General features: G+C 71.7%; 14 protein-coding genes. 11 read left to right on the top strand and 3 right to left on the bottom strand.

Translation table 11 applies throughout. The features are described 5' to 3' along the window. Positions 1-83 precede the first annotated feature (83 nt). The 10 genes from ACVTJA_RS47390 to ACVTJA_RS47345 all read left to right on the top strand — a co-directional run bounded on the left by ACVTJA_RS47390 (position 84) and on the right by ACVTJA_RS47345 (position 12,728). Entirely contained in the window at positions 84-323 is a 240-nt protein-coding gene (locus ACVTJA_RS47390; protein WP_465830846.1) for a chaperonin, read from the top strand. A 64-nt stretch (positions 324-387) separates the two neighbouring features. After that, entirely contained in the window at positions 388-1,989 is a 1,602-nt protein-coding gene (locus ACVTJA_RS47385) for a phospholipase D-like domain-containing protein (protein ID WP_465830845.1), read from the top strand. A 157-nt stretch (positions 1,990-2,146) separates the two neighbouring features. Beyond that, positions 2,147-2,554 carry a hypothetical protein gene (locus tag ACVTJA_RS47380; protein ID WP_465830843.1) on the top strand — a complete coding sequence of 136 codons (408 nt, stop codon included), beginning with the start codon at positions 2,147-2,149 and terminating at the stop codon, positions 2,552-2,554. Positions 2,555-2,775: 221 nt separating this feature from the next. Next, positions 2,776-4,206: a hypothetical protein gene (locus ACVTJA_RS47375; protein WP_465830842.1), complete on the top strand. Its 1,431-nt coding sequence runs from the start codon at positions 2,776-2,778 to the stop codon at positions 4,204-4,206. Between the two features lie 30 nt (positions 4,207-4,236). Next, on the top strand, positions 4,237-4,902 hold the full coding sequence (locus tag ACVTJA_RS47370) for a hypothetical protein (protein WP_465830840.1): 666 nt from the start codon (positions 4,237-4,239) through the stop codon (positions 4,900-4,902). Between the two features lie 130 nt (positions 4,903-5,032). Beyond that, positions 5,033-5,416 (top strand): BlaI/MecI/CopY family transcriptional regulator, encoded by a 384-nt coding sequence (locus tag ACVTJA_RS47365; protein ID WP_465830839.1) that lies wholly within the window; start codon positions 5,033-5,035, stop codon positions 5,414-5,416. 4 nt (positions 5,417-5,420) lie between these two features. Continuing rightward, complete coding sequence (locus tag ACVTJA_RS47360; protein ID WP_465830838.1) at positions 5,421-7,733, top strand: M56 family metallopeptidase; 2,313 nt, start codon at positions 5,421-5,423, stop codon at positions 7,731-7,733. Positions 7,734-7,816: 83 nt separating this feature from the next. After that, entirely contained in the window at positions 7,817-9,535 is a 1,719-nt protein-coding gene (locus ACVTJA_RS47355) for an aldehyde dehydrogenase family protein (protein ID WP_465830837.1), read from the top strand. Positions 9,536-9,602: 67 nt separating this feature from the next. Beyond that, positions 9,603-10,772 (top strand): tetratricopeptide repeat protein, encoded by a 1,170-nt coding sequence (locus tag ACVTJA_RS47350; RefSeq protein ID WP_465830835.1) that lies wholly within the window; start codon positions 9,603-9,605, stop codon positions 10,770-10,772. Between the two features lie 168 nt (positions 10,773-10,940). Then, positions 10,941-12,728, top strand: a complete 1,788-nt coding sequence (locus ACVTJA_RS47345) for a cation:proton antiporter (RefSeq protein WP_465830834.1) — start codon at positions 10,941-10,943, stop codon at positions 12,726-12,728. 3 nt (positions 12,729-12,731) lie between these two features. Here ACVTJA_RS47345 and ACVTJA_RS47340 read toward each other — a convergent pair whose 3' ends face one another. The 3 genes from ACVTJA_RS47340 to ACVTJA_RS47330 all read right to left on the bottom strand — a co-directional run bounded on the left by ACVTJA_RS47340 (position 12,732) and on the right by ACVTJA_RS47330 (position 16,694). Beyond that, positions 12,732-13,865 carry an NAD-binding protein gene (locus ACVTJA_RS47340; protein WP_465830832.1) on the bottom strand — a complete coding sequence of 378 codons (1,134 nt, stop codon included), beginning with the start codon at positions 13,863-13,865 and terminating at the stop codon, positions 12,732-12,734. Then, a complete protein-coding gene (locus ACVTJA_RS47335) occupies positions 13,862-15,448 on the bottom strand; it encodes a cation:proton antiporter (protein WP_465830830.1) in 1,587 nt (528 codons plus the stop codon). Before ACVTJA_RS47335 ends, ACVTJA_RS47340 begins: the two co-directional genes overlap by 4 nt. A 79-nt stretch (positions 15,449-15,527) precedes the next feature. Continuing rightward, positions 15,528-16,694, bottom strand: a complete 1,167-nt coding sequence (locus tag ACVTJA_RS47330) for a PQQ-dependent sugar dehydrogenase (RefSeq protein ID WP_465830828.1) — start codon at positions 16,692-16,694, stop codon at positions 15,528-15,530. 358 nt (positions 16,695-17,052) lie between these two features. On the opposite strand from ACVTJA_RS47330, the gene ACVTJA_RS47325 reads away from it, so the two are divergent. Then, positions 17,053-17,634: a type 1 glutamine amidotransferase domain-containing protein gene (locus ACVTJA_RS47325; protein WP_465830826.1), complete on the top strand. Its 582-nt coding sequence runs from the start codon at positions 17,053-17,055 to the stop codon at positions 17,632-17,634. The last annotated feature ends 102 nt before the right edge of the window (positions 17,635-17,736 follow it).

Below are 17,736 nucleotides of genomic sequence, written 5' to 3'. Positions count from 1 at the left end.
GTTGCTCTGAGAGAGGGGCGTGCAGGGCGGTGGCGGCGGGCTGAAGGCAGGACAGGCAGACCCTCAACCTTGGAGATGGAATCATGGCGAAGACGACTCAGCGTGGGCAGGTCATCCGTCGGAAGGCTCGTCAGGTGCAGGTGACGACGGCTCGGGCGGTGAAGGGTGCGAGCCGGAGCGCGCGGCAGGTGCAGGTGACGCTGGGGGACCTCATCGCGGCCGCGTTCGACACGGTGGGCGGCGAGGTGAAGAAGGTGGCCCAGGTGGTGTCCTCCAAGGACATGACGCTCGCCACCGGCAAGCACATCGTCTTCGTCGGCTGACGCGGGTGGACATGCGCCACCCCGTGGCGCCAGGGCGTGTGGGGGAGGGCAAGGGGTTTCACGGGTGAGACGCATCATCATTCCCGGAAGGAATTGCTGGACGGTCGAGGAAACGAGCGACGCGGGCGTGTTGGTGGACGCGCGCTCCTACTACCGCGAGCTGTACCGGGCCGCCCAGAAGGCCCGACGCTACATCGCGATTACGGGCTGGCAGTTCGACAGCGACGTGGCGCTGCTGCGAGGTGATGACCTCGGCGAGGCGCGCGGCGAGGCGAGGCTCCTGCCCATGTTGGACGAGCTGTGTCGCGCCAACCCGGAGCTGCACGTGTACGTGCTGGCGTGGGACTTCAGCCTGCTGCTCGCGATGGAGCGCGAGTGGATGCAGCACCTCATCTTCAACTGGACGACGAACGAGCGCGTGCGCTTCCGCTTCGACGCGTCCAGCCCGCTGTACGGCGCGCACCACCAGAAGCTGGTGGTCATCGACGGGCAGGTGGCCTTCACCGGCGGCATGGATGTCTGTGATTGCCGCTGGGATGACCGGGACCACCCGGCGCGCTCGCCGCTGCGCTGTGACAGCGGAAGGGACCCGCACGGGCCCTATCATGACGTGCAGACCGTGCTCACCGGCCCGGTGGTGGACAAGCTCGCGGAGCTGTTCGAGGCGCGCTGGGCGCACTCGGGCGGCGGCGAGCTGAAGCTGCCGAAGGTGATGCGCGACGACGTCTCCTTCACCGCGAGCGTGCCGGCGCCTCCGGGGCCGGTGGCCGTGAGCCGCACCTTCGGCAAGACGCTGTTGCCTCCTCAAGAAGCCGTGCAGGAGGTGCGCGCGCTGTACCTGGACGCCATCGCCTCCGCCGAGCGCTTCATCTACATCGAGAACCAGTACTTCTCCTCGCGCGCCATCTACCAGTCCCTGGTGAGGCGCATGCGCGAGCCCGGGCGCGGCCGGCTGCAAGTCATGCTGGTGCTGCCGCAGCAGCCGGAGGCGCTGCGCGAGCAGTTGGCCATGGGCGTGGCCCAGGTGCGCCTGCTGCGCTCGTTGGAGCGCGTGGCGCGGGAGCATGGCCATGACTTCGGCGTGTACTGCTCCGCCGGGCGCGACGCGCAGAGCGGCGCGGACGTGTACACGTACATCCACTCGAAGGTGATGGTGGTGGATGACCGGTTCCTCACGCTGGGCTCGGCCAACACCACCAACCGCAGCCTCGGGTTGGACTCGGAGCTGAACCTGAGCTGGGAGGCGGAGGAGCCCGGCGACGCGGTGGCTCGCGCCATCCGCCGCATCCGCGTGTCGTTGATGGCGGAGCACGCGGGCCTCGAGGGCGTGGCGCCCGTGCGCGTGCTGGCGCGCGCCGATGGCGACCTCGTGGACTGGCTGAATGGCGTGGCGGCCGCGGGTCAGCACCGGCTACGCCGTCACCCGATGCAGACGGTGTTCGACCAGAGCCCGCTGCTCAAGCAGTTGGAGCCCGAGGAGCTCATCATCGACCCGGAGGACTCCGTGCTGGACGAGTCCCTCTTCGAGGCGCTGCACCGCGCGGAGGACGGCCTCTTCGCCTCCGGCATCCGCCTGCTGTCCCGCTGGCTGGTGGGCACGGGCACCGAGCGCCCGCACCGCGCCATCTGCCCCACCAACGCGGAGGACGGCCGCTCCAGCGGCTGAGGCCCCCAGCTATCGCGGCGAGCGCGCCGGCCACGGGCGCCCGTGCACCCGCCCGTTCGGGGACGGGCCCGAGTCCACGGGCCTGTCCGTCGGGTTGTTCGTGCTCCGGGGGTCGCCAACTTGTCGGGAGGACCACTCTCGCCAAGGAGATTCCCCCATGAAGCTTCCACTGATGGGCGCGCTGGCCGTCCTCACGTTCTGCGGATGTTCGAGCCAGTCCGCGAACACGCGGGAGGACGACAGCGCGACGGGCAGCGCGGGTACGGCCAGCTCCTCGAGCGAGGACGCCGCGCGCGAGCAGGCCAAGGAGCAGGAGGAGGCCCGGGAGAGTCCCCTCCAGAGCTCCGACGTGACGGCCAAGGAGCGCAGGGACCGCATGGGCGCGCCCACCGTCTATGACGGCGAGGCCACGGGAGGCAGCGGCAGCGACACCACGGTGACGACGGGCGATGGTCAGAAGTGGGACGTGCAGGAAGAGCCCGGCGCGGACCGCGAGCCGCGCAGCGACGACACCAAGCAGGAAGACACCCCGACGAGTCGCTCCGAAGCCGAGCCCCAACCCTGACGGCGTCGCGAGTGACAGCACCGGAGCCATGAGCGGCCGCGGGCAGGCAGGCGCGGCCCGGCGGCTCGGGCGGCGGCGCCGCGGGCACGGCCTGGTGTGGCTCCAGCGGCTCGGGTGGCGGCGCCGCGGGCACGCGTGTGCCGACGCGGCCCAGTGTCACCCACACGTTGCGCAGGCTGGTTGCTTCGCCTGACGGCGCGGCCGGGTAGAGTTGGGGGACGATGACTGGTGCCCCCTTCTTCGTTCTGCTTGCTCTCGTTTCCACCCAGGAACCCTCGGCCAATTCCACCGTCGAGGAAGTCCCCAACGAGTCGTCGTCCTCTGGAGGCGGTGAGACCTCTGGAGGTGGCGAGGCCTCGTCCGTGGAGAAGGCGCGGCTGAAGGAGTCCGCTCCGCCGGGCGCGTACACCGGCGGCGAGGGCTTCGGCTTCAGCGCGCAGTTGGAGGCGGGCGCGCTGAGCTTCCCCTCGGGCACGCCGGGCGGTGGGCAGGACCTGTTCGCGCGGGTGTACCCGGCGCTGGGGCTGACGAAGGGCGAGACCTTCGTGCTGCGGCTGGGCGCCAACCTGCGCCTGCGCGTGATTGATGAAGAGCCGAAGCAGACGGAGACGGACTACGGCGCGCACCTGCGCCGCGAGGACTGGGACGAGCTGAGCGACGCCGGGCAGGTGGTGCGCATGCTGCGCATCGGCCAGGAGGGCCGGCCGTTCCTCCTGCGCGTGGAGGGCTTCTCCGAGGAGACGCTGGGGCGCGGCTACCTCATGAATCGCTACAGCAACATGTTGTCGCCGGACTACCACCCGGCGGGCGGCTCCGTGACGTTCGTCAAGGGCGCGGTGCGCGCGGAGGTGCTGGCCAGCGACGTGCTCGCCGCGCGCATCTTCGCGGGCGAGGCGCTGCTGGACCTGGGCCGCATGGCCAGCGACGACACGAAGCGCTTCGACCGGTACCTGGTGCGCCTGTCCGCCGCGCACGAGGCGGGCCGCGCGGGTGGGACGTCGCCGAAGATGACGCTGGCGTCGGTGGGCGGCGATGTGGCGCTCTACAAGGGCGATAGGCTGCGCACGTGGGCACTGCTCGCGGGCGGCGCGCGCTTCTCGGAAGGGCATACGCCGGACTTCGGCGGGCTGCTCGGCATCGCCATGGAAGGACAGACGTCGAGCGGCACGCAGCTCAGCGTCACCCTGCAGGGGCGCAAGCAGGGAGGCACCTTCCGCTTCGGCATATTCGGTCCGGACTACGAGCTGGGGCGCTTCTCCGGCGTGGGCCTGTCGGAAGTGCCGCTGGCGGATGAGCTGCTGGAGTCGGGCTACGCGGGCTACCTGGAGCTGAGCATGGCCAAGGGTGGGCCGGACCAGTTGATGCTGCTCGGCAGCCTGGCGGCGCAGTACTTCGGCTTTGGCCGCACGGACCTGGACGTGTCCATGGGTTTCGAGCTGCCAGGCGCTCGCACGCGCGTCCTGGCTCGCGCGATGCTGACGGCGCTGGGGGACAGGCCTCGTTACTCGTTGGGCCTGGAGGTGCGCCAGCGTGTCCTCAACCACTTCTATGCCTGGGGCTCCGGCGGGACGGTGCACTTCCCGCAGCCGGACGGGACCCTCGTGCCCGGGGTCACCGCGGGCGCCGGCGTGGGCGTGGACTTCCAGCGCTGAGTCACCGGGCCTTCAGCGCCGAGGTGGGTGGTGAAGGCTCACGGTGCGGTGCTCCTGGGTGTACTGCTCGCGAGCGTTGGGGCCGCTGAGGCCAGGGACGCGCGCGGGGACTATCTGCACACGCTGGAGCGCTACGAGCAGGGCTGGGGCTTCTCGCTGGAGCACGTCTTCGACTCCGGCCTCGCCGCCGCGAGGGCGCTGCGGGAGGAACCGGGGACTCCGCCGGAGCCGCTGCCGGGCTTCATCGTCAGGGATGACGACGCGAGAGACCTCCGGCCCGACCCGCGCTTCTTCCTCGCCCTGGCGAAGCGCCGGGGCACGGACGTGGACCGGGAGTTCTTCTCGCTGCTCGGCCGCACCTACGCGCGGGACGGCGTGACGCGGCTGTACCACGCACCCGGCGGCTGCGACGCCTTCGACCACCCGCAGCTGGAGTCCCTCTACCGGGACTGGACGCGTCTCTGGGCCACGTCCCCTCGCGCGTACACGGAGGCCGTGGAGCGCGAGGTGGCCGCGATGGAGGACCTGCTCACCCGGAGCACCTGCGCCTGTGGAGACCGCGACTCAGTGGAGGCCGGGCTGGAGCGCTTCCTGAAATCATTCCCGCGCTCGCCCGTAGCCCCTCGTGTGCGCGCGCGCCTGGAGCAGGTGCGCGCGGGGACCAGCGACTTCCGCTTCCGCTGCCAGCCGGGCTGAAGCCGCTGCTTTGCGGGCGAGCGTGTGCCCTTCCGACCCGCACGACACTCCTGCCCACGTCGACTTGACTACGGCTGTAGTCACGCGTACCTTGCTTGGTGACTACAGTTGTCGTCACGCGGGCGGTCGCATGAAGAAGCCGGTAGGAGACCAGGAGCTGGTGGTACTGCGGTACGTGGCGGAGTTCGGCCCGGCCACGGTGGGCGAGGTGGCCGAGCGTTTCGGCGAGCCCCAGGGGTTGGCGCGCTCCACCATCCTCACGGTGATGGAGCGGCTGCGGCTGAAGGGCTACCTGACGCGGCACAAGGTGGAGGGCGTGTACCAGTACGCCTCGCCGGTGCCGGCGTCGGAGCTGCTGCGGGACGTGGTGGGGGACTTCGTGCAGCGGCAGCTGTCCGGTTCGCTGTCGCCGTTCGCCGCATACCTGTCCGAGGCGGAGGACGTCACCGACGAGGAGCTGGCGCAGCTCCAGGACGTGGTGGCGCGGCTTCGCTCGAAGAAGCGGAAGGAGTAGCCACATGGGAACGGGCTGGCTGTCTCACGTGGGAGAGTGGGCGTCCGCGTGGCCCTCGGGGCTGTGGCGGGCCTCGTGGCAGGGCGCGCTGTGTGCCGCGCTGGCGTGGGCGCTGACGAGGACGTGGCCGAGGATGCCGGCCTCGCTGCGCGCCGGACTGTGGTGGCTGGTGGCGCTGAAGTTCGTGGTGTCGCTGGGCTGGCTGCCGCCCGTGCCGCTTCCGGTGCTGCCCGCGTCGCTCGCCGCGCTGTTGCCGGGTGTCGAGGCTCCGGCGGTCGCGGAGGACGGGCAGGGCGCGCGGAGCGAGGTGCCCGTCGTGGAGCCCGTGCTCCACGTCGTGGCTTCCGAGCAGACCTCCATGGGCCAGGCCGCCGTGTCGGGCGAGGCCGCGCATACGGGGACGTCTGCATCCGTGCGCGCCACGAGTGAATCGCTGTATCCGGCGCAGGTGCCGGTCGTCGTCGGCACGTCTCACGAGAACACGCTGCACCGGGCCAGTGTCGTCACCGTGCCCACCACGCGGTCCTTCTTCACGACGGTGCGCGCTCTTCCCTGGGGCCCGGTGCTCGCGTGGGCGCTCTTCACCGTGTGGACCGCGGGCGTGCTGTGGCAGCTCCGGAGCCACGTGAAGGGCTGGGCCAGCATGCGGCGCCTGCGCCAGAGCGCGCGTCCGCTCGTGCACCCGGTGCTGGAGTCGGAAGTCCAGGAACTCGCCGCCGCCGCGAAGCTGCGCCACCCGCCGAGGCTCCTCGTGTCCGAGTCCGTGGCGAGCCCGCTGGCCACGGGGCTGTTGGACCCGGTGGTGGTGCTGCCGGCGAAGGCGGTGCGGCGGCTGCCGGTGGAGGCCCTGCGCATGGCGCTCGCGCACGAGCTGGCGCACCTGCGTCGCGGAGACCTCTGGCTCGGCTGGGTGCCGGCGCTCGCGGAGGCGCTCCTCTTCTTCCACCCGCTCGCGCGCCGGGCCGCGCGGGAATACTCGCTGGCTCGGGAGGAGGCCTGTGACGCGGAGGCCCTCCGCCTCACCGGCGCCGAGCCCGCCGACTACGGCGAGCTGCTGATTGCCTTCGGTGTCGCCCGAGGCGCCGGCACCGCCGCCGCGCTGGGCGCGTCCGCCCACATTCACGCTTTGCACAGGAGGTTGAGCATGTTGGAGCACGTCGATGTCGTCCCCGCTTCGTCCCGGCGCCTGTTGAAGGTGGCGCTCTCCGCCCTCGGCCTCGCGGCCCTGGTGCCCTTCCAGGTCGTCGCGCAGGAGTCCGCCGCGAAGGACGGGACGTCCTCGGGGGCGGCGCAGGCGAAGCCCGCTGCTCCGGCGTCGGCTCCGGCGAAGAGCGCCACGCCCGCGCCCGCGTCGACCTCGGCCAGCGGCTCGCAGAAGGCGGCCCAGGCTCCGGCTGCTGCTCCCGCGAAGGCGGGCGTGGATGGTGCGTCCTCTGCTCCCGTGAGGGGGGGGGTGATGCGCACGCTCGCCGTGCCCCCGGTTCCTCCGGCTCCTCGCATCGCGGGCGCGCCGCCCGTGCCCGTGCCGCCGGCTCCGCCCGCTCCGCGCATGGCGGTGGGTGCGGTGCCGCCCGTGCCTCCCGTTCCTCGCGTGGCGATGGGCGCGGTGCCGCCCGTGCCTCCCGTCCCGCCAGTGCCTTACGCTTTCGGCGATGACGACGACAGCGGCTACGTGCTGCTGGCGGACAACATGGCGATGATGAACGGCAGCTCGGTGGACCTGAACCTCGCCGGCATGTTCAAGCAGCCCGGCAAGGAGCTGCTCTACGTGCGCCGCAAGGGCGAGACGTTCATCATCCGCGACCCGTCCACGCTGAAGGCCGTGCGCACGGCGCTCGAGCCCACGCGTGAGCTGGGCAAGGCGCAGGGCGACCTGGGCGGCAAGCAGGGCGAGCTCGGTGCGAAGCAGGGCGACCTGGGCGCGAAGCAGGGAGAGCTGGGCATGAAGCAGGCCGAGCTGGGCATGAAGCAGGCCGAGCTCGCGCACAAGCATGCCGGACTCAACCTGGAGGAGATGCGCCTGGACTCCCTCCCCGAGGCCGAGCGCGAGCGCCGCGAGGCGGAGCTGCGAAAGAAGGAGCAGGCGCTGGAGGACGAGGAGAAGGCCCTGGACAAGCAGCGGGAGGCGCTGGAGGAGCAGCAGGAGGCGCTGGCCCGTGAGCAGGAGAAGCTCGGCGAGCAGCAGGAGGCGCTGGGCCGCGAGCAGGAGAAGCTCGGTGAGCAGCAGGAGGCCCGCTCCACGGAAGCCGAGAAGAAGGTGAAGGGCCTCATCGACGAGGCGCTCCGCAAGGGCCTCGGCCAGCCGCTGCCCACCTGAGGACGTATCGCCCCGCGGGGCCCGTGACGCCGAGGGTAGGGCTCCTCTAACTTGAGGAGTTCCCCACCCCTCGGAGGTCGCACATGAGCCTCGCCGCCGTGCCTCAGGCCACTCCCAGCAGCACGCTCGACTCGGTGGTGCAGCGTGTGAAGGAGGGCTCACGCGCCTGGGTGAAGCTGAGCCTGCGTGAGCGCATCGCCCTGCTGGAGACGCTGCGCCGCGCCTTCGCCTCTGTCGCCGAGCCTGGCGTCCGCGCCGCTTGCGAGGCCAAGGGCATCGACCCGGACAGCCCGCTGGCCGGCGAGGAGTGGCTGGGCGGTCCGCTGGTGGTGCTGCGCAACATGCGCCTGCTGGTGGACTCGCTGAAGGACATCGAGAAGCACGGCGTGCCGCACATCCCCGCCTCGCACCTGCGCACGCTGGAGGACGGGCGGCTCGCGGCGCGCATCTACCCGAAGGACACGCTGGACGGGATGCTCCTGCCGCGCAACGTGGGCGAGGTCTACTTCCTCCCCGGCGTCACCGCGTCCAACCTCCGCGAGCACCAGGCCTCCTTCTACCGCAAGCCCCACGAGGGGAAGGTCTGCGCGGTGCTGGGCGGTGGCAACGTGAACTCGATTCCGCCCGCGGACTGCCTCTACAAGCTCTTCGTCGAGGGCACCGCGTGCGTGCTCAAGATGAACCCCGTCAACGCCTACCTCGGGCCCTTCCTGGAGCAGGCCTTCGCGCCGCTCGCGAAGCACGGCGTCTTCGCGGTGGTGTACGGCGGCACGGAGGAGGGCTCGGCGCTCGTCAACCACCCGCTGGTGGACGAGGTGCACGTCACCGGCAGCGACAGGACGCACGACGCGCTGGTGTGGGGGCCGCCCGGCCCCGAGGCGGACGCGCGCCGCGCTCGCAACGAGCCGCTGCTGCGCAAGCCCTTCTCCAGCGAGCTGGGCAACATCTCCCCCGTGGTGGTGGTGCCGGGGCCGTACTCGGACGGCGAGCTGCGCTTCCAGGCGGACAACATCGCCGGCATGGTGGCCAACAACGCGTCCTTCAACTGCAACTCGGCCAAGCTGCTGGTGCAGCCGAAGGACTGGGCGCGCCGCTCGCAGGTGATGGACGGCGTGCAGACCGGGCTGGGGAGGGCGGCGGTGCGCCGCGCGTACTACCCGGGCGCGGAGCAGCGCTGGAAGCAGTTCACCGAGGGGCGCGCGCACCTGCGCCTCGTGGGCAGCGCGAGCGCGGGCGAGCTGCCCTACGCGCTGATTCCGGACGTGGACCCGAGCGAGGCGCAGGACCGCGTCTTCCGGCAGGAGCCGTGGTGCACGGTGCTGTCGGAGACGGGGCTGCCCGGCTCGGATGACCCGGTGGCCTTCCTGGAGAAGGTGGTGCCCTTCCTCAACGAGAAGGTGTGGGGCACGCTGAATGCCACGCTCATCGTCCACCCGAAGTCTCTCAAGGACCCGGGCGTCAACGCCGCCGTGGAGCGCGCCATCCGCGAGCTTCGCTACGGCACGGTGGCGGTGAATACGTGGCCCGCCGCCGGGTACGCGCTCGTGTCGCTGCCGTGGGGCGGCCACCCGACTTCGACTCCCCAGGACATCCAGAGCGGCCTGGGCTGGGTGCACAACACGTTCATGCTGGAGGACATCGAGAAGGCCGTCGTCCGCGCGCCGCTCACCCACCTGCCGGCGCCGCCGTGGGTGCCGGGCCACCGGGGCGTGCGCGAGCTGGCGCGCAAGCTGGTGGAGTTCGAGCTGGGGCCGTCCTGGCTGAAGGTGCCGGGCATCGCCACGGCCGCGCTGAAGCGGTAGGGCCTGAAGGCCTCGCGGAGGCCGGGCGGGCTGCGTGGAGGCGGTGCGCCATGGTAGACCCGGGCGCATGGCATCCACGCACGCACGGGAAGGTGGGCAGTTCCTCCAGCAGGGGCGCCCCGAGGAGGCAGTGAGGAGCTTCCAGAAGGGGCTCGCCGTCGACCCGGACGACGTGGACTGTCTCCTGGGGCTCGTCCGCACGCACCTGAGCACCGGCGCGTCGGGCGAGGCCGAGGCCGCCGCGCTGCGGCTCCTGAAGGTGAAGCCGGACCACGCGGAGGCGCAGGCGCACCTGGCCATGCTGCGCGCGCAGGCCGGTGACGCCGATGCGCTGGAGGCGCTCAAGACGCTGGCCTCGGCGCCCACCGCTGGCTACTTCGAGCGCTTCAACCTGGGCGGGCTGCTCTTGGATAGGGGCGACCTGGCCGGGGCGCGCGCGGCCTACGAGTCCGCGCTGGAGGTGGCGCCGGGCAGCGCGCACGTGCACTTCGAGCTGGGCCGCATCCACCTGCAGCAGGGGAACGCGGACGGCGCGGTGGCGCACTTCCAGAAGGCGTCGGAGCTGGCCTCGACGGAGCCCATGCCGCTGCTGATGCTGTCGCGCGCGCACTTCACGCGGGGCGCGCTGGGGCTGGCCATCCAGGCGGCCGTCCGTGCGCTGGAGCAGGCGCAGGGCGGCATCCGGCGCTCGGTGCTGGAGGACTTGTTCCGGCTGTACCTGACGGCGGGCAATCCGGACGCGGCGAAGCGCTCGGTGATGGAGCTGCGGCAGTTGGTGCCGGCGAATGCCAACTACGTGTACCTGCACGGGCTGGCGGAGATGAGCTCCGGGGCGTTCCGAGAGGCCGCGGGCCTCTTCGAGGAGGCGCTGCGGATGGCTCCGAAGAGCTGGCAGGCGTTGCAGGCGTTGGCCCAGACGCACCTCGCGCTGATGGAGCGGGGGCTGGCCCGGAAGCGGCTGGAGGAGGCCGTGGCGCTGGTGCCCACGGAGCCGGGGCCCGCCAACGATTTGGCCCTGCTGCTGTTGCAGGACCAGGCCCATGACCGCGTGCGGCCCGTGCTGGAGCCGGTGCTGACGGCGCATCCGCGGGACGCGGTGACGCACCTGAACCTGGCGGTGTCCTGGTTCCCCACGGACAAGGCGGCCTGCGTCCGCCACGCGCAGCAGGCCTTCACCCACGGCGACGGTGCGGTGCGCGAACAGGCGGAGCGGTTGTTGAAGCAGCTTGGCGGTTGAGCCCTGGTGGTGCTCCGCTCCTGCGGGCCTGCCCCCGAGTCGAGGGACGCTGCCCCCGGGGCGGGCTCCGCGCGCGGGGCGTGTTACCCCTTGAAGGGGAGAGCTCCGCCGCGTCGCGCGTGAGGGACGCGCGGGCCTCCCGCTCGGGGCACGAGGGGGCCCTCCGCCATGGAGGTTCCGGCGGTCCTCCAGGAATTGGTGTTGGTGCTCGGCGTCGCCGTGGCGGTGGTGCTCGCGCTCAGTCACCTGCGCCTGCCCACCATCGCCGGGCTCATCGCGGCCGGTGCGCTCATCGGCCCCGGTGGCCTGGGGCTCGTCCACGACGCGGCCCGCATCACCGTGCTCGCGGAGATTGGCGTGGTGCTGCTGCTGTTCAGCATCGGCCTGGAGTTCTCCCTGGCGAGGCTGCGGCGGCTCTGGCGTGTGCTGCTCCTGGGCGGTGGCCTTCAGGTCGGCCTCACCACGCTCGGCGTGTCGGTGGGCGCGGCGGCGCTCGGCGTCCCTCCAACTCGGGGCATCTTCTTCGGCTTCCTCGTCGCGCTGTCCAGCACCGCCATCGTCCTGCGCGCGCTCACCGAGCGGCACGAGGTGGACGCGCCTCATGGCCGGCTCATCATTGGCGCCCTCATCTTCCAGGACCTGTGCGTCGTGCCGATGATGCTCGCGATTCCGCTCCTGGCCGGCCAGCGGGGCGGAGCGGCGGCGCTCCTCGGGGTGCTCCTCAAGGCGGCGCTGCTCGTGGTGGCCACCGTGGTGCTCGGCCGCACGGTGGTGCCCCGCTTCCTCAAGGACGTGGCGGCCACGCGGCGGCGCGAGGTGTTCATCCTCGCCGTGCTGGGCCTGTGCGTGGGCATCGCCTGGCTCTCCGCGCTGGCGGGACTCTCACTGGCACTGGGCGCCTTCCTCGCGGGACTCGCCCTGGCGGACGGCGACTATGGGCACCAGGCGCTGGCGGACGTGCTGCCGCTGCGCGAGACGCTCTCCAGCTTCTTCTTCATCTCCGTGGGCATGCTGCTGGACGTGCGGGTGCTGATGGCGCGGCCGCTGCTGGTGGCGGTGCTGGTGCTGGGCGTGCTGGTGCTGAAGGCGCTGGTGGGCGCGGTGAGCGCCATGGTGATGCGCTTCCCTCCGTGGGTGGCGGTGCTGGCGGGGCTGGGGCTGGCGCAGATTGGAGAGTTCTCCTTCGTGCTGGCGCACGAGGGCGCGCAGGCGGGGCTGCTGAGCGACGCGGAGCAGCGGCTCTTCATCACCATGAGCGTGCTGACGATGGCGGTGACGCCGCTGGCGCTGCACTTCGGCCCGAGGCTGGCGGCGGGGGCGGCGCACCTCAAGCGGCTGGAGGCGCTCATCGGCGCGCACGGCCCGCACCACCTGGAGGAGTCGCACAGCGATGGGCTGAGCGACCACTACATCATCGGCGGGCTGGGCACGGCGGGGCGACTGGTGACGCGGGCACTGCGGGAGAGCCAGGTGCCGCACGTGTGCATCGACCTGGACCCGGAGGTCGTCTCCGAGGCGCGGCGGCGCGGCGAGTCGCTGTACTACGGCGACATCACCAGCGCGGAGATTCTGGAGAAGGCGGGCATCCACCGGGCGAGGGCGCTGGTGCTCCTGCTGGACGACCCGGTGGGCGCGGCGCGCGCGGTGTCCACGGCCCGGCGGCTGCACGCGAGCGTACCGATTCTGGTGCGCGTGCAGCGGCTGGGAGACATCGCCGACCTGCGAGAGCGCGGCGCCAGCGAGGTGCTCGCGGGAGAGCTGGAGACGGCGCTGGAGGCGGTGTCGCGTGTGCTGAAGTCCGCGGCGCTTCCGGAGGATGTCGTGGAGCGCCTGCTGGAGGACCTGCGCAAGGACCACCGGCACGGCGACGGGGCGCCCGAGCCACCGCCGTCACCTCCGACGCTGCCGCCTCCTCCGCGCAAGGACGGGGCGGAGCGGACGGAGTACCGGCACTGAGGCCTACCGCCCGAACAACCCCCGCTTCTTCTGCGGCTTCCCACCCTGCGCGCGCGACAAACGCTCGCCCAGAATCCGGCTCATCTCCAGCGCCACGGTCGGGTTCGCCATGACGACGCTGCGGAAGTCCTCCCGTCCCACCGCCGCCAACTCACACGCGGAGACCGTCACCGCCGTCGCCGTGCGCGGCTCGCCCGTCAGGAGCGCCAGCTCACCGAAGAAACCTCCCGGCTTCACCGTGGCCACCACCTGCCCCGTCGAGTCCTTCAGGTTCACCTCGCCGGTCAACACCACGAAGAACGTCTCCCCCGGGTCGCCCTGGCGGAACAGCTCCGCGCCCCCGGGGTGATGCAGGTGCTCCGCGCCGCGCGCCACCGTCTCCAACTCTTCGTCATTGAGCGGCGCGAGGAAGTCCACCTTGCGCAGCGTGGCCGCCAGCAGCGAGCCCGTGCGCTCGCCCACCGGCGGCTCCGCGCTGAGGAAGTCCACCGCCGCCGCGAGCTGCGAGCGCCGCGACACCAGGATGACGGTGTGCCCCGCGCGCAGCACGGTGCTCCCCTCCGGCAGCGTCGCCCGGCCCTGCGGGTCCACCATGCCGATGAAGACGCACTCGCGAGGGAAGCCCGCCGTGCCGCGCACCTGTGCCACCGTCTGTCCCGCCACCCGCGCGCGCAGCGGCAGGGCCAGTTCGAACAGCAGCGTGTCCCCGTCTCCCAGCGGCAGCGTGCCCGCCACCTGCGGGAAGTCGATGGCCGTGGTCATCTTCGCCACCACCACCTCGGCCTCGGCCACCAGCTCCTTCACACCGGCCAGCCGGTAGGCCTCGCGGTAGCTCGTGTCCAGCATGCGCACCATGACGCGCGCCCCGGACGTGCTGCGCACCAGCATGGCGAAGGCGAGGTTCTCCGAGTCGCGCGCCAGCACCCCCGCCGCCACGTCCGCCGAGGCGATGCCCGCCGCCTCCAGCACGCGCGGGTTGGTGGCGTCCCCGCACACCGTCACCGCGCCCACCTCCTCGAAGATGCGGTTGCAGACGGCGGCGTCCCTCTCGATGACGGTGACGGTGTGCTGCTCGGCCACCAGCCGCGCCGCCAGCACGCTGCCCACCCGGCCACCTCCCGCGATGATGATTTTCACGACGCCTTCCTCCCGTGGCTCGCGTCCCCTGTGTCGCCGTGCAGCACCTTCTCCAGCGCGAGCGTCCGCTCGTCCAACTGCGCCAGCATGTGCTCCGCCGTGGCCTCGGGGATGAGGCCGTTTCTCCGAGCCCCCTGCAGCGCGGTGCGCTCCGCGTCGATGAGCCGCCGCCGCATGGAGATGAGGTCCCTCGCCCCTTGCGTCAGGTGCTGCTCGCTGAGGCGCCGCAGCTCGCGCTCGGCGCGGGCGATGTTGACCTGGTACTCGCTGCGCAGGTGGTCATACGCGGCGCGGGGCACCAGCCCCTGCTCGTGCAGCACCTCCAATTCCTGGTGCGCCGCGCGGCTGGCGATGAGGCGCCCGCGCTGCTCCGCCATGGACAGGGCCACCTCGTCCTGCTGGAAGAGGCCCAGCCACTTGAGCACCTGGGTGAGCATCAGCCCCTGGCCCACCAGCGACACCAGCGTGACGCCGAAGGCGATGGCCACCAGCTTCTCGCGCGCGGGCGTGGCCTCCGGAAGGCCCAGCGCGAGACCGATGGACAGCGCGCCCTTGATGTTGCCGGCGATGAACACGTGCTGCCAGCGGAAGGGCACGGCCTCGGCGGGGCGCAGCCAGCGCAGGAGCAGGAAGGGGAAGTAGATGCCCACCGCGCGCCCGGCGAAGACGCAGGCCACCGCCACCAGCGTCTCCGGCACATAGCCGCTGAGCGTCTCCGGATTCGTGGTGAGCCCCACCGCGAGGAAGAGGAAGGTGTTCACCCCGAAGGTGGCGTACTCCCAGAAGGTGTGGATGGCCACCTGGCTCTGGGGGGACACCTCGCGCCGCAGCGTGACGCCCACCGCGAGCCCCGCGACGACGGCGGAGATGGCGCCGGACAGGTGGAGCTGCTCGGCCACCACGAAGGACGAGAGCGCCACCGCCGTCGTCACCATGATTTCCGCCAGCGGGTCCTCGATGCGGCGGATGACGAAGCCGCCCAGCAGGCCCAGCGCCAGTCCCACCACGCCGCCACCCACCGAGGCGAGCAGCACGCGCGCGCTCATGGTGGCCACGGACGGCGCGGCCGCCCCCGCCACCACGCTGGCGATGGCCGCGTACGCCACCAGCGCGGTGCCGTCGTTGAAGAGGCTCTCGCCCTGCATGATGCCGGACAGGCGCGGCGGCACGGGCGCGCGGCGGAACGCGTAGAGGATGGAGACAGTGTCGGTGACGGACAGCAGCGCGCCCAGCAGCAGCGCCGGCCACAGGGGCAGGCCCACGGTGTAGTGCAGCGCGGTGCCCGTGGCGCCGATGGCCAGCACCATGCCCAGCGTGGACAGCAGGAGGATGGGCAGCGCGTTGGCGCGGATGCCGGAGAGGTCCGCGGTGATGCCACCCTCGAAGAGGAGCGCGGGCAGACAGACGAGGAACACCACCTCCGGGTTGAGCGGCGGCACCCCCGGCAGCAGGTGCCCCACGGAGATGACGAGCCCTCCCACGACCAGCGCGACGTTGTACGGCAGGCTGGCGCGCTTGGCCGCGACGGCCAGGACGATGGCCGCCACCATCAACCCGATGACCAGGGGCATCTCGACGTGCACGGCCCGGAGTCTTCCAGAAGCCACGCGCCAGTGCACGGGGCCCGTGTCAGAAGTGCTTCTCCTGTCCTGGCGGAATCCTTCAGCGCTTCAGGCGCAGGATGAGGTCCTTGCGCGGGCCGCAGTCTCCGCGCCCGTCGCAGTTGCTGGTGGTGACGTAGAGGTGGCCGTCCGGCCCCATGGAGACTTCCCGCAACCGGCCGTACGTGTCGCGCAGGTACACCTCGTGACGGGCCACGCGCGCGGGGTTGTCCTGGGCGAACTCCACGCGGTGCAGGTGGCGCGAGCCCAGCGTGCCGACGAGGAGCGAGCCCTTCCACTCGGCAATCGCGGTGCCGGTGTAGAGCGCGGCGCCGCCCGGGGGCATGGCGTCGTTGAAGGTGAGGGACGGCGTCACCTGCCCCTGGCGCGTCTCGCACGAGTAGATGCCGGGCCAGCCCAGGTTGTCCCCGCGCCGCGCGACGCTCACCTCGTCATGGCCCCGGCGCATCGTCTCGCCGCTGGGGCCGTGGTCCGTGACGTAGAGCGTGGTGTCGTCCTTCCAGGCCCAGCCCTGGAGGTTGCGGATGCCGGTGAGGAACGCGGGCGAGGTGGGGACGGGGTTGTCCTGGGGCACCCGCCCCTCGGGCGTCAGGCGCAGCAGCTTGCCGGCCGGGTCATTGAGGTCCTGCGAGCGGTCCGGGCTGCGCGCGTCGCCCGTGCCCACGTACAGCATGCCGTCCGGGCCGAAGTGGATGCGCCCGCCGTCATGGTACGTGGCGGAGGTGATGCCGCCGAAGATGACGCGGTCGAAGGTGGCCGAGGTGTGGTCCTCGGAGAGCGTCCAGCGCTCCACGCGGTTCTCGTCGTGGCCGCTCGCGTCGGTGGTGACGTACACGTAGAACTGGCGGTTGCTGGCGAAGTCCGGGTGCGCGGCGATGCCGAGCAGTCCGCCCTCCGCGGTGCGCGTCGTCTGCACGGTGGCGACCGGCGCGGCCTGCAGCACGCCGCCCTTGAGCAGGCGCACGCGGCCGGGTCGCTCGGTGACGAGCGCGTCGCCGCCGGGCAGCCAGGCGATGCCCCAGGGGACTTCCAGCCCCTCGGCCACGACTTCGACGTCGAAGGGCACGGTGCCGTCGGGGCCCCAGCCGTCCTCCACGAGGATGCAGTCCTGGGGAGAGGCGGTGCCCTGGGCCTGGCTCTTGCGGCAGGCGGACGCGGACACGGCGAGCACCACGAGGGACGAGAGGAGCAGGCGGGAGGCACGCATGCGGCATTGATGTCAGGCCGTGCGCGGGCGCGCCAGTTCCTCTTTGTGTTCACGTCATGGGCCTGACGTGGCCCGCTCCTTGCGCTCACGTCGTCGGCCTGACGTGTGGCTCCCTCCTGGGGTTCTCGTCATGGGTTGGCCTGTTCCCGGCGTCCAAGTCATCGGCCTGGGTTGCTTCGTGCGCCGGGCACCGGCCCGAGGGACTCCAGGTTCGAGCTCGGGGGCCCGGAGGGCGGACAGGCGGGCGGCCCCGCCGAGGCCCGTCCGCCCCGCATTGGTCGGCACCGGAACCGTGGGCACCTTGTCCGGACGGGCACATCGCATTCGAGCTCGCGAGATTGATTCAAGGAGACATTCCATGGCGCGCATCGCGTTCATCGTGGCCAATGACTTCGAGGACTCGGAGTTCCGCGTCCCCTACGACGCCGTGCGGAAGGCCGGGCACGAGGCGGTCATCATCGGCGTGGAGGCGGGCAAGGAATTGAAGGGCAAGAAGGGCAAGGAGGCCATCAAGGCCGAGAAGGCCGTGAAGGAGGTCTCCGCGAAGGACTTCGACGCGCTGGTGATTCCGGGCGGCTACTCGCCGGACCACCTGCGCATGGACATTGGCATGGTGGGCTTCGTGCGGGACTTCTTCCGAGCGGACAAGCCGATTGCCGCCGTCTGCCACGCGGGCTCGCTGCTGGTGGAGGCGGACGTCGTGGACGGGCGCACCGTGACGTCGTGGCCCTCCATCAAGACCGATTTGCTCAACGCGGGCGCGCGCTGGGTGGACCGCGAGGTGGTGGAGGACGGCAGCATCATCACCTCGCGCAACCCGAATGACTTGCCCGCCTTCAGCCAGGCGCTGCTGCGCCAGGTGTCCCAGGGCATCGCGCCGCGGCTGGAGTCGCCGCTCGCGCCCGAAGCCGCGTCGGACCAGCCGCCCACCGTGCACTGACGGACGGGGTGTCTCTTCCGCCGTGAGACGGTGAGGCGCCGTGCGCTCGTCCGTTGATGCGGGACTCGGGGCCTGCCCTGCTGAACAGGGGGCCGGCCTCGC

Source organism: Pyxidicoccus sp. M6, assembly GCF_055568925.1.
This window is presented reverse-complemented; position numbering and strand designations above follow the sequence as displayed.